At 69.2% G+C, this 11,574-nt stretch carries 11 protein-coding genes, 2 pseudogenes and 1 riboswitch; of the genes and pseudogenes, 6 read left to right on the top strand and 7 right to left on the bottom strand.

Annotated features, from left to right (window positions below; genetic code table 11):
* From AB0M27_RS29790 to AB0M27_RS29800, 3 genes are all read right to left on the bottom strand, one after another.
* A partial coding sequence (locus AB0M27_RS29790; protein ID WP_365726021.1) for a zinc ABC transporter substrate-binding protein occupies positions 1-530 on the bottom strand: 530 nt, incomplete at its 3' end.
* A 313-nt stretch (positions 531-843) separates the two neighbouring features.
* Complete coding sequence (locus AB0M27_RS29795; RefSeq protein ID WP_365726023.1) at positions 844-1,236, bottom strand: SCO5389 family protein; 393 nt, start codon at positions 1,234-1,236, stop codon at positions 844-846.
* 44 nt (positions 1,237-1,280) lie between these two features.
* On the bottom strand, positions 1,281-2,240 hold the full coding sequence (locus tag AB0M27_RS29800) for an adenylyl-sulfate kinase (protein WP_365726025.1): 960 nt from the start codon (positions 2,238-2,240) through the stop codon (positions 1,281-1,283).
* A gap of 167 nt (positions 2,241-2,407) precedes the next feature.
* Between AB0M27_RS29800 and AB0M27_RS29805 the strand changes: the two genes are divergently transcribed.
* Positions 2,408-2,788, top strand: a complete 381-nt coding sequence (locus AB0M27_RS29805) for a hypothetical protein (protein WP_365726027.1) — start codon at positions 2,408-2,410, stop codon at positions 2,786-2,788.
* Between the two features lie 24 nt (positions 2,789-2,812).
* Here the strand turns inward: AB0M27_RS29805 and AB0M27_RS29810 are convergent.
* A pseudogene (locus AB0M27_RS29810) lies at positions 2,813-2,992 on the bottom strand (ArsR family transcriptional regulator); the annotation flags it as partial.
* Positions 2,993-3,085: 93 nt separating this feature from the next.
* Positions 3,086-4,339 (bottom strand): S53 family peptidase, encoded by a 1,254-nt coding sequence (locus tag AB0M27_RS29815; RefSeq protein WP_365726029.1) that lies wholly within the window; start codon positions 4,337-4,339, stop codon positions 3,086-3,088.
* A 621-nt stretch (positions 4,340-4,960) separates the two neighbouring features.
* Here AB0M27_RS29815 and AB0M27_RS29820 point away from each other — a divergent pair.
* Together AB0M27_RS29820 and AB0M27_RS29825 are read left to right on the top strand one after the other, a co-directional pair.
* Positions 4,961-5,803 (top strand): trypsin-like serine protease, encoded by an 843-nt coding sequence (locus AB0M27_RS29820; protein ID WP_365726031.1) that lies wholly within the window; start codon positions 4,961-4,963, stop codon positions 5,801-5,803.
* A 418-nt stretch (positions 5,804-6,221) separates the two neighbouring features.
* Entirely contained in the window at positions 6,222-6,710 is a 489-nt protein-coding gene (locus tag AB0M27_RS29825; protein WP_365726035.1) for a GNAT family N-acetyltransferase, read from the top strand.
* A gap of 607 nt (positions 6,711-7,317) precedes the next feature.
* On the opposite strand, the gene AB0M27_RS29830 is transcribed toward AB0M27_RS29825, so the two are convergent.
* Entirely contained in the window at positions 7,318-8,427 is a 1,110-nt protein-coding gene (locus tag AB0M27_RS29830) for a HoxN/HupN/NixA family nickel/cobalt transporter (protein WP_365726037.1), read from the bottom strand.
* A 26-nt stretch (positions 8,428-8,453) separates the two neighbouring features.
* Positions 8,454-8,644: riboswitch (cobalamin riboswitch) on the bottom strand.
* Between the two features lie 80 nt (positions 8,645-8,724).
* Between AB0M27_RS29830 and AB0M27_RS29835 the strand changes: the two genes are divergently transcribed.
* Positions 8,725-9,084: a metalloregulator ArsR/SmtB family transcription factor gene (locus tag AB0M27_RS29835; protein ID WP_365726039.1), complete on the top strand. Its 360-nt coding sequence runs from the start codon at positions 8,725-8,727 to the stop codon at positions 9,082-9,084.
* A gap of 70 nt (positions 9,085-9,154) precedes the next feature.
* Here AB0M27_RS29835 and AB0M27_RS29840 read toward each other — a convergent pair.
* Positions 9,155-9,943: pseudogene (locus AB0M27_RS29840) on the bottom strand (PepSY domain-containing protein); the annotation flags it as partial.
* 119 nt (positions 9,944-10,062) lie between these two features.
* Here AB0M27_RS29840 and AB0M27_RS29845 point away from each other — a divergent pair.
* Together AB0M27_RS29845 and AB0M27_RS29850 are read left to right on the top strand one after the other, a co-directional pair.
* A complete protein-coding gene (locus AB0M27_RS29845) occupies positions 10,063-10,650 on the top strand; it encodes a hypothetical protein (protein ID WP_365726041.1) in 588 nt (195 codons plus the stop codon).
* 39 nt (positions 10,651-10,689) lie between these two features.
* Positions 10,690-11,427 (top strand): YcnI family protein, encoded by a 738-nt coding sequence (locus AB0M27_RS29850; RefSeq protein ID WP_365726043.1) that lies wholly within the window; start codon positions 10,690-10,692, stop codon positions 11,425-11,427.
* Positions 11,428-11,574: the final 147 nt, after the last annotated feature.

Consider the following 11,574-nt stretch of genomic DNA (forward strand, 5'->3'; position numbering starts at 1 on the left):
GCGTCGGCCGGGTCGATCTTCTTGTAGTCGGCGGTGATCTTCTCGATGACCTGGTGGACGTTGTCCGGGGAGTACCAGCGGTGCGGGTTGCCGCCTGGTTTGATGCCGACCAGGTCGCCGACCTTGAGCTGGGTGCGGTCGCTGCCGGGGTTGGCGGCGAGCAGCTTGTCGGCCCAGGCGTCGTAGCCGATGCCGTTGACGATCGTGTACTGGGCTGCGGCCACGGTGCGGGCGTCGGCGGCGGTCGGCTCGTAGTCGTGCGGGTCGGTGGCCGGGTTGGCGATGATGCTGGTCACCTTCACGTGGCTGCCGCCGAGCTGGGAGGCGATGCTGCCCCAGAAGTTCTCGGCCGCCGTCACCTGGATCGTCTTGCCCGAGCCGCTGTCGCTGCCGGTCGCGGCGGTGTCGGTGGTGTGCGAGGACGAGGTCGAGCAGGCGGTCGCCGTCACGGCCGTCAGGGCGGCCGTCGCGGTGACCAGTGCGATCCTCGCGGTCGGCCGGATGGAACGGGAGGCGGGGGCGGTGGACATGCGGGAGCTCCTTCTGGCGATGCCGGGCGCGCGGCAGACACGCGCCGACCGTGTGGCGACACCTTCGACGCTAGATGGAAATGATTTTCAGATCAATGTCAGATGAAAACCGTTGCCATCTCTTGACCATGCGTACGACTGCTCGGGGGCTGCGCAGGTAGGGGGTGCGGCGGATGCCGCCGGGACAAGTGTTGGCGGCCGTCGCTCACGAGGACCGGGTGTCCTGGTGGGCGACGGCCGCCGAGGGGACGAAGTGGGCGGCCTGACTGCCGAACGCCGGTTCCGGCAGTCGGCGCTCGCGACCGCCAGTGGTTCAGCAGTCGCGGAACTCCGGTGACTGGTTGAGGATCTGCGCCCGGAACGAGGTGAAGCGGATGTGGGTCTCGCCGCCGCGTGCCTCGGAGTGGAAGGCGGCGACGCGGTGGCAGTTCTGGAAGGCGAGGGCGATGCCGAAGTGGCATTCCAGGCTGCCGCGGATGGCGTCGCTGGACAGGGCGCGCAGGAGCTGGCCGCGCTCCTTCTCGGAGGGCGGCGGGGTCTGGTTGTCGGCGAACTCCGCCGTGCCGGACCGCAGTTCCTCGGCGAGGCGCGCGATGAGGTCGTAGGCGTACGGCAGGGAGGTGCGCACCGTTTCCATGAAGTCCTGCTCCCGTACCTCGCCCTTCTCGGCTTCGGCGAGCAGCTGCGGGGAGACGTCGAGTGACATGAAGGGCTGTCCTGTTCTGTGGTTCTTTTGGTGGAGGGGTGGGGTCAGGCGAAGACGGTCAGGGCTGCGGGGCCGTGATGGAAGTCCGGGTCGACCTGGGCGGCGAGGTCCTGGCCGGTGGCCTCGTTGGCCCAGGCGGCGGCGTTGCGCAGGTGGAACTCCACGGCGTGCTTCTGGAAGGCCGCCCAGTCCTTGGGGCGGGCGTCCACGGCCGCGCGCAGCAGGTCCAGGGTGCGGGTGTTGTGCGGCTCCAGCTCGCCGTGGCCGCGGCCCTGTTCCTTTGCGCGTACGTAGGAGGAATGCGCGAAGTGCGCGAGCAGATCGTCGCCGACGTGCTCCTTGAGGAAGAGCAGGTCGTCCTCGCCTGTCACCTTGTTGCCGACGACGGCGACGGGGACGTCTAACTCGGCCGCATGGTCGCGGTACTGGCGGTACACCGAGACGCTCTTGCGGGTCGGCTCGACGACCAGGAACGTCATGTCGAAGCGGGTGAACAGGCCGGAGGCGAAGGCGTCGGCGCCGGCGGTCATGTCGACGACGACGTACTCGCCGGGTCCGTCCACGAGGTGGTTGAGGTACAGCTCGACCGCGCCCAGCTTGGAGTGGTAGCAGGCCACTCCCAGGTCGCTCTCCGCGAAGGCGCCGGTGACCATGAGCGGTACGCCGCTGACCTCCTGGACGTGGTGGCTGTGGATCTCGTCGTCGCCGAGCAGTCGCAGCAGCCGGGAGCCGCGTCCGGGCGGGGTCGTCTTCACCATGGCTTCGATGGAAGGGATCCGCGGATTCGTGCCGCGCAGGTATTCCTTGATCTCACCGGTGCGTGCGCTGAGCGGTGGCGCGGCGAAGACCTCGTCCTCGTCGAGGCCGAGGGCGTGGGCCAGGTGCTGGTTGACGTCGCCGTCGATCGCGACGACCGGCGCTCCCGAGTGCGCCAGGTGACGGGAGAAGAGGGCCGACAGGGTCGTCTTGCCGCTGCCGCCCTTGCCGACGAAGGCAACGCGCATGGCTAACCACTCCCCGTATTGAAAATGGATGTCATGAGCATAGGCTGGTGGTGCGGTCGGGTGCTGTCAAATCACCAGAGCCGCAACTGGCCGATTCCCACAGCAGGTTGGGGACCACGCGGCGGCAAACAGGGGATCCCTTTCACTCATACGGAGGAGACTCAGAGATGAGCGATACCGCAGGCGGCCGTCAGAGCCACCCTTTCACCCTCGTGGTCTGCGGCTCATGCCGTGCCGCCGCGAGGGAGCGGGTGATGGACGCCCTGCGCCGTGCGGTCCGGGAGTGCCCGCAAGGGGTGATGGTCTCCACCGGTTGCCTCGCGAGGGTGCTGCACTGCCGCAGGCGCCGCGGGCTGCACGCCGCCGTACAGCCGTGCGGGGCCGACCGCAGGCCGAGTGGTGTCGTCGTACGCCTCGGTCCGCAGGCGACGGAAGCCGACGCCGAGGCGGTGGGGGCCTGGCTTCGGGCCGGAACGCCCGACGACGGCACGCTGCCCGACCGGCTGCGCGCGGCCCCGGCGCCGCAGCAGGTGGCACACCTCAACTGACGCACTGCTCCTGGATGCTGTGCGTCAGCCGAGGTCGCGGACGCCGAGGTGCAGGTGCTCGATGTGGTGGACGGCCTGGTCCAGTAGTTGGGCGACGTGGTCGTCGTAGAGGCCGTAGACGATGCGCCTGCTGTCGCGGCGGCCGGTGACCAGGCCGAGGGCGCGCAGCAGGCGCAGTTGGCGCGAGACGGCGGACTGTTCCATGGCTGGCTGGAGGGCTGAGGGGAGGCAAGGGCTGGGCTCGCGCCGCATCAGTGCGGTGCGAGTCCAGCCCTTGTCGTCCAGAGGGCGCCGCCGTCAAAAGGCGCCGGTGCCCTTGGGCGTGCCGAGGCCGGTCGGCCCGTCGTATCCCGGACCCGCGGTGCACAGGTAACTGCCGCCGCAGGAGCCGTTGCTGCCTGAAGTGACGTCGTTGAGCGCCGACGTGTGGCTGTACGGATACGAGCCGTTGACGACCTGAGAGGTGTTTCCGGCCAGTGCGTAGACGCTCGCGATGATCGGCGAGGAGACGCTGGTGCCTCCGACTTCGACCCATCCGTCGGCACCCTGGGCGAGACCGAGTTGAAGCTCGGTGTCGCACAACATTCCGCCGCCGCAGTTGTTGTACGTGTCGTAGACCGCCACCCCGGTGTTGGGGTCGGCGACCGCGGCCACGTCGGCGACGGTGCGCTTGGCGCATCCGGAATTGTGCTGCCAGGACGGCTTGGCCTCGTAGGCCGAGCAGCCCGAGCCCGCGCCGCTCCAGGCGGTCTCGGTCCAGCCGCGGGAGTTGGACGCCTTGCTCAGCGTGGTGCCGCCCACGGCGGTGACGTACGGGGAGGAGGCCGGCCAGGAGACGCCGTACCCGGAGTCACCCGAGCTCGCCGTGATCGCGACGCCTGGGTGGTTGAAGTGCGAGTCGTAGGAGGTGACGGTGTTGTCCTCGGACCCACCCCAGCTGTCGGAGACCGAGACGACGCCCGGTGTGGTGGCGGCGGTGTCCTCGGCCCGCATGAGGTCCGGGACGTTCGCCGAGTCCGCCTCGACCAGGAGGATGTGGCAGCCGGGGCAGACGGCCGAGACCATGTCGAGGTCGAGGCTGATCTCCTCGGCCCATCCGTAGTCACCGGAGGGCAGCGGCGATGCGTGGCCGCTCTGATTCACCTTGCGGAAGCAGCCGTTGGCGGTGGTGCATGACGGCAGACCGTAGGCCCTGCGGTAAGCGGCCAGGTCGGACTCGGCGTTCGGGTCGTCCATGGCGTCGACGATGGCCACCGTCCGGCCGGATCCCGAGGTGCCGCCCAGCTTGTAGGCGGAGCGCAGATCGGACGGTACGTACCCCATCGTGGTCGGGGATCCGGTGGTGAACGGTGACATGCGTCCCGAAGGGGTGCGGTGGGCCTTCAGGTCGCCGAAACAGCGGGCTTGTCCCGCTTGCGAGGGATGGGCGCAGCCGAAGTCCGTCCTACCCGCGGAGGCGGATGAGAGAGCAGCGGCCTGGGCACCCGTGGACAGGCCGAGGGTGAGGGCGGTGACGGTGAGTGTGAGCGTCGCCGTGAGGCCGGCTGCCATCCTCCGCATCCGGCGTCTCGGTTGGTGGCGGCGGATCACCAGGGATCCGGAGGGTATCTCGCGTCGGTGCATCAAGCCTCCGTGCGGTTTCAGGGGGTTTGGAAGGGCCACATGACGAAAGACAGCGTCGACAGACGGAATGTCAGGTCAGCTGCGGGCCGGTTGGTTCACCATGCGGCCGCCCTCTTACGCTGGTCAAGGCCATGCCGATGCAGGTCTTGTGAGGCTGCAGCGGTGAGCGAGTGAATCGCCGTTGATGCTGGTGTGTCCGCATGTTCCTCGCCCTGGCCACGAGACGGCGGACGGCCCTGGACGAATCGTCGGGGAGGCTGAGGCTGTTGAAGAAGACGGCTTGGTCGAGCGGAAAGCGTGTTCTCCTCGGCGTCGCGCATCATCCGCACCAGCTCCTGTACGAAGTGATCCATGGTTCTCACTTCAGCGCCTTGCGCGGGCGGCTATTGAGCTCGGCGGTGACGGTGTCCAGGTCCTTGGGGGTGTGGGCTGTCAGGCCGGTGCCTTTGGGACGGTGGACTGTGACGGGAGCCTCCCGGTGAAGCACCTCCCGAATCCCCGGCCCGCGTCGATAATGACCTTGTGCGCTCGCTAGCCAGGAAATCCGTCTTGCCCCTGACGCTGGTCATCGTCGGGGCAGCCGCAGTGGTGGGCGACGCCGCGGGGGAAACCCATACGGCCAGAAGCAGCGGGAGCAGCGGTTTCGGCAAGTCTGGCGAGCGGGGCCAGTCCCCGCAGGACCAGGACCAGGCCCTCTCCGCGATGGCCCCGGCCAAGGACGGCAACGCGTACACCCCCCGCAGGACCGAGGAGAACGCCCGGATCGGCGCGGTCTTCGAGAAGGACGACCAGGGCGCCCACTTCTGCACGGCGAGCGTGGTGCAGAGTCCGGGCCGGAACATGCTGATCACCGCGGCCCACTGCGCCTTCGACGCCGACTCCGGACAGCCGCTGAACGACCTGGTCTTCGCCCCCGGCTACCGCAACGGCGACGAACCCACCGGCCTGTGGAAGGTCAGCAAGGTGATCGTCGACGACCGCTGGGCCAAGTCGCAGGACGAGGACCTCGACGTCGCCTTCCTCGTCCTCGACCAGAAGGACGGCAAGGACATCCAGGACATCCTGGGCGGCAACACCCTCGGCATAAACCACGGCTTCGACAACAAGGTCAAGATCACCGGCTATCCCACCAGCCGTGACACCCCGATCTCATGCCAGAACCGCACCACGAAGTTCAGCGACACCCAGCTGCGCATCCAGTGCACCGATCTCGAGGACGGGACCAGCGGCAGCCCCTGGCTCGCCGACTACGACCCCAAGAGCCACACCGGCACGGTCATCGGCGTCCTGGGCGGCCATCAGGGCGGCGGCGACCAGGACGATGTGTCCTACGCCGCGTACTTCGACGACGACATCGCCAAGCTCTACCGACGAGCCCAGGACGAGGACTGAGCCCAGTTCATCCGGCCCCGCTCACGGCGAAGGGCCGTACTCCGGCAGTGCTTCCGGCGCAGCTCCTCGCGCGGCGGGCTACGACGGCATGCAGCGTCCGGCGCGGACACCGCTGCACTCCGGCTCTCCGCTTTCGAGCATACGGAGCAAGGACGCTGTAACGACACGTGTCGTACGACCGATGCGTACCACGGGCACGGGAACTCCCCGCCGAACCAAGTGGTGCAGGGTCTCGCGTGGTGTCGGCTCCTCCGCGGCGGTTCGGGCGTCTGGTTGCTGCTGGCGGGCGACCCGTTCGGCGGCAGTGACGTGGTCGATCGGGGCCTGGGCGAGCGGTTCCCGGGAGCGGTGCAGCAGCGCCTGCCCGGGCAGCCGACCCGCCGTACGAAGGCACTCTCCGGTGCGAAATACTCTTTCGATGAGTTCACGCACTTCTCCGATCAGCCAGCCGATCACGATACGGAGGGCAGTCGCGCGGGATGCCAAACGGCTCACGCGGCTCGTGCGTGGCTCAGGCGCCTACGAGGGTAAGTACGCAGCCGCAGTGGCGGGCTACCGGGTCGGTCCTGATTACATCGAAGCCCACCGCGCCTTTGTGGCCGTCGGTGCCGACGAGCATGGAGGCCGGGTCATCGGGTTCTACTCGCTCGTCCTCGCTCCACCGGAGCTCGACCTGCTGTTCGTCGCCGACGACACGCAAGGACGTGGTATTGGACGGCTGCTCGTTGCGCACATGCAGTCCGAGGCCCGTGCCGCCGGGCTTGACCGTGTCAAGGTCGTGTCGCATCTTCCCGCCGAGGGCTTCTACCACCGCGTCGGTGCGGTGCGGACCGGGACCGCGTTCGCGAACCCTCCCGCCGTGCCATGGGACCGTCCCGAATTCGAGTTTCGCATTGTTTCGGGATGACGCGGTGTGCCGGTTGGCGGGGCACCGGCTTCGCCTGCATGGTGGCCGGCGTGCAGGAGCCGCTGTAGGTCGCGCGCTCCGTGTGTGCCGTAGTTTCTGCCCTGGCGGGGGATCGCCGTCGCCATGTCGAACCAGATGATCTACCTCGGGCACCCCAGGACGCCCCTCGGTCTCCTCGGCGTCACCGCCTGGGCAGCGAGGTGTCTGTCGCCGCGCTGTGCGGGGTCAGCCCTGCGATATGTCGCCCGAGCGGTCTTCAACCTGGTCAGGACGGTATCCAGCGTCCCCCCGTCATAGGGGCGTCCGTGAGAGAGGGCGCAACGGTGAAGCCCTTCCGGGAGCCATCCCGACGGGGCTTCTGCGCGAAGCCGTGAGACGTTCGAAGATGTCGAGCCGGTCATAGGGAGACCGTCCGTTGCCGCGAATCCGTGCTCGCCGCTTGTTCGCAGCATCCGCCCGCTCCGGCGAGCACGTTCGGGGTCTGCCGCGTTTCGCTGTCGACGCTGCTCCGACTTCAATGCTGGCGCGCCGCCGTACGCCAGGCGACGCAGCGGTCGGCCGAGGATGCGGCTGGCCCGATGATGGCTACCGGCAGTACGGCGCGCCGTCAGCCGGCGTCTGCGGTGCGGGTGCTCCAGCGCTCCTCGACCTTGGCCAGGCGCCAGTAGGCGATGGCTGCGGCCCAGACGATCACGAACAGGCCGACGATGACGTAGCCGACGTTGTCCAGGTCCAGGCCCGCGATCCAGCCGGAGACGTCATCACTCAGGCCCAGTTTGTCGTGCAGGACCCCGACCAGCTCGATCGTGCCGACGAAGAAGGCCACCGCGATGGACAGGCCGGTGATGGTGAGGTTGTAGAACACCTTGCGCACCGGGTTGGAGAAGGCCCACTGGTAGGCGAAGTTCATGAAGGTGCCGTCGAGGGTGTCGAAGAGGCTCATGCCGGCGGCGAAGAGAAGGGGCAGGCACAGGATCGCGTACCAGGGCAGGCCGGCGGCGGCGCCGTTGCCGGCCAGGGCGAGGAGCAGGACCTCGGTCGTGGTGTCGAAGCCGATGCCGAAGAGGAAGCCGAGGGGGAACATCTGGCCGGGGCGGCGGATGGACTTGGTGAGGCGGCCCAGGATGCGGTTCATGAAGCCGCGTGAGTCGAGGTGGGCCTCCAGCTCCGTCTCGTCGTAGTGCCCGGCCCGCATCGCTTTGAAGACGCGGGCGATGCCGACCAAGGCGACGAGGTTCAGGGCGGCGATGAGGTACAGGAAGCCGCCGGAGACCGTGGTGCCGACGGTGCCGAGTACCTGGTGGGTGCGGGAGCCGTCGTTCATCAGGGTGCCGGCGAGCTTTGCGCCGCCCGCGACCAGCGCCGCCATGACGACCACCACGCTGGAGTGGCCGAGCGCGAACCAGAAGCCTACCGAGACCGGCCGCTTGCCGTCGGCCATCAGCTTGCGGGTGGTGTTGTCGATCGCGGCGATGTGGTCGGCGTCGAACGCGTGCCGCATGCCGAGGGTGTAGGCCGTGATGCCCAGGCCCACCCCGAACGCCTTGGAGCCGACCTCGTAGTGGCGCGGGACCACGAGCAGGAACAGGATCCCGAAGGCGACCACGTGCAAAGCGACGATCACGGCCAGGAGGCCCGCGGTTCGGACGGTGTCCTCGCGCCGCCAGCGGAAGGAAGGGGAGGCGGCGGTTTCGGGCACGCCTGCGGGCATGGTCATACGGTCACGCTCCAGCACCTCGTGGATCAGCTTCGTGCTGCCGTGGCCGGTCTCCTGGCTGACGGGTCATCGCGCCCGCCCCTGCCTTCCCGGCCGCGAGGCCAGTGGCGATGCATGGGGCGGGAACTCCCCGATCACAGTGGCGAGGGCCGCTCCGGACTGAGACCCTGAGGGACTGTCACCGGTCTTCCCGAACACCACGGCCCGCTCACCCTAGAAGGCCGGAGGTTGAGGCTGCAAGGCTGCATAACTGAGCAGGTATTGAGGCGGGATTTCGCGGACTGCGATGATGGGCCCATGCATCTCGTCCCCGCGGAACGCGCCGGGCAGCGCACCATCGACGGCCATCGAGTCTGCGACGCCATCGCCGCCGTCGGCGAACCCGAGCGTGTACGCGCCTGGGCCGACCGCTTCTCTCTGCTCTCGGATCCTGGGCGCCTGTCCCTGCTGCTCGCCCTTCACGAGGCCGGCCCCATCGCTGTCTCCGACCTCGCCGTCGCCACCGGCATGAGGGACACCGCCGTGTCCCAGGCTCTGCGCCTGCTGCGGACCGCAGGCATTGTCCACAGCGAGAAGGACGGCCGAATCGTGCGCTACCGGCTCGTCGAGGGCCCGATGGCCGCGCTGCTCGAACACTGCGTGTCCCGAGAAGCATGACGAGATCCGCGGCCGCACGCGATCGCGGCAAGCGTCGCGCAACGCTCCCGCGTCGGTGCGGCCGCTCGGTTCAGGCGTGTGCGTGCCCCGTACGACGGCGTGTGACCCAGCCGCGGACGATGTCCACCGCGAGGAAGCCGGCGAGCGGGATCCCGAGCAGCGGGACGTAGTAGCCGACGACGGCGACCACCGTGATGCAGGGCACCAGCACGTACACCGGCACCCGCTGCCAGGCGCCGCGGGGAATCGGGCGGCCGAAGGCGGAGCCGCGGCCGCGCTGCCACCACATGCGGTAGCCCCAGAGGATGAGGAGGCTCAGGGCCAGGGCGAGGCCGGCCAGCGCGATCTGGTTGGCGAGGCCGAACAGGGTGCCGGTGTGGGCGTCGATGCCCCACCGGGTCAGTTTGGCCAGCACCGGGTAGTCGGAGAAGCGCAGGACTTCGGTGACCTTGCCGGTGGCCGGGTCGACGGCGATCGAGTCCTGCTTCTCCGGCCAGCTGCGTTGGATCTGCCGTACGACGTAGGCGGCGGAGGAGTCCGCGGGCGGCACGATTTCGACCGGGTCGGACAGGCCCTCGGCGCGGGCCGTCTTCAGGACGGCGTCGAGACCCACGTCGGAGCGTGCGCCGGAGTGCGAGCCCATGTCCATGCCGTTCATGTCCATGCCCGCCATGGAGCCGTGTTCCTTGTGCCCGCTGTTCACCGTCGAGGTGACGGAGGGGGTGGACTGGCCGAGGGCTTCGCGGAGGTCGCCGATGTTGGCTCCGGCGTAGGTGGACCAGGTCAGGCCGGTCGCCGACAGGAAGAACAGGCCGCCGGCCGCCCACACGCCGACCCCGAGGTGGCCGGGAACTGAACGGCACCCGCGTCCGACTCGTAAGGAGGAGGCAGGTCGACCAGGTAACAGCTCCGCGGGCGGTGATGCGTATGCATGGGCCGGGGGAGAGACACTTTGGGCGCGTGGCAGCATCAGGTGCCGTGAGTGTGTCCCTGGCGGTGCGGAGCGTGCGCGCGGCGGTGTTCGCCGTGCTGTGCGTGCTGCTCGCTGCCGGAGGGCATGCCATGGCCACGGGCATGGCGCCGCCGGTGTGGGTGCAGGCCGCTGGGTTCGTGCCGGTCTTCGCGGTCGGCTGTCTGCTGGGTGGCCGTGAACGGTCGCTGGTCGCCATCGGCACGGGGACGCTGGCCGCCCAGGGCGGGCTGCACCTTGTCTTCCACGCCGTCGAGCCCCATCACGCCGCGATGGTCATGCACGGCATGCGGATGGTCCAAGCGCCTCATGCACTGACACCGAACGCCACCGCCGCGCATGCCGGGGCGGCCCTGCTGCTGGCCTGGTGGCTGCGGCGCGGTGAGGTGGCCCTGTGGTCGCTGCTGCGGTGGGCGGTCGCGTTCGTGCCGGGACTTGCCGCCTGGCGGCAGGTGGCCGGCGGGGTGTGGCGCGCGCCGGCCGGGCCAGGGCTTGTGCGTCGGGCCGGCGGTGAGTCATGGGCGCTCAGGCAGGTACGGCTGAGGTACGCCGTTCACCGGCGGGGGCCGCCGACGGGAATGTCGTACGCGATCTGACCCCGACATCCCTTCTTCCGTACGGAGCTCCTTCACCTCATGTCCAGGACCCGCACCACCCTGCGCCGCGCCGGCGCCGTCACCACCCTGACCGCCGCCGGACTTCTTGCTGCCGCGGGCGTAGCCTCCGCGCACGTCACCGTCCACCCCGACAGCTACGCCAAGGGTGCCACCGACGGTGTGCTGACCTTCCGCGTGCCGAACGAGGAGGACAACGCCGCCACCACCAAGGTCCAGGTCTTCCTGCCCACCGACCACCCCGTCCTCGGCGTGCTGGTCCACCCGCAGGACGGCTGGACCGCCCAGGTCACCAACACCAAGCTGAAGACGCCCGTCAAGACCGACGACGGCACCATCACCGACGCCGTCTCCGAGATCACCTTCAGCGGCGGCAAGATCGCACCCGGGCAGTACGAGGACTTCGACGTCGCCTTCGGCCAGCTGCCCGACGACACCGACCAGCTGACCTTCAAGACCCTGCAGACCTACTCCGACGGCAAGATCGTCCGCTGGATCGAGGAGGCCCAGGGCGGCCAGGAGCCGGAGAACCCGGCACCCGTGCTCAAGCTCACCGCCAAGGGTGCTGAGGACGCCGGCACTTCGACCGCCTCGCCGACGAGTTCGAAGGGTTCCGAGAGCGCCAAACCGACCGCCTCCGCCGACGACTCAACGGCCCGCGGTCTCGGCATCGCCGGGCTGCTCGTCGGGGTGCTGGGCCTGGCAGCGGCGGGCTTTGCCGTCCTGCGCGGCCGCTCCGCCGGATCCCGGACGGAGTAGCGCACCTGCCCTGCCGACGACAGCCGTCGGCAGGGCAGCGTTCCGTCGTCGCGGCCCCCCCGGGCACAGTTGTCCCTCGCGTGACGCGGACCACAACGTTGCTCCGGAACTCGGCCCCCGGCGGCCCCGACTTCTGATGCGGTACGG

Source organism: Streptomyces sp. NPDC052107 (assembly GCF_040680215.1).
Classification (GTDB): domain Bacteria; phylum Actinomycetota; class Actinomycetes; order Streptomycetales; family Streptomycetaceae; genus Streptomyces.